Genomic DNA, 277 nt, shown 5'->3' on the forward strand with positions numbered 1-277 from the left:
GTGTTATTGGCTTCAGCCGGTCAAGCAGACACGTTTGATCCGGCAACAGCGAACACGGCCGACCGGATGACCTATCACCGCGCGATTGACGCGGCGGTATGGGCCATGCCTTTGATGAACTTCAAGTTTTATATCGACGCTCTGGCCCGTGCAGGCGTCGGCCCCAACGATGTTGGTTATAATTCTAAGGTACAAGATTGGCGCTTCCAAACTGCGACGCCGAACAACACGACGCCCTATATCCACGCCTACTGGAACATCAAGGATGGACCGGTCG

General features: G+C 55.2%; 1 protein-coding gene. It reads left to right on the plus strand.

The window, feature by feature from the left end:
- Nucleotides 1-66: 66 nt before the first annotated feature.
- Nucleotides 67-277: hypothetical protein (locus tag Q4528_RS13725; RefSeq protein ID WP_303522114.1), on the plus strand; the 211-nt coding region annotated here is incomplete at its 3' end.

It is taken from the genome of Staphylococcus pasteuri (assembly GCF_030547725.1).
Classification (GTDB): Bacteria; Bacillota; Bacilli; order Staphylococcales; family Staphylococcaceae; genus Staphylococcus; species Staphylococcus pasteuri.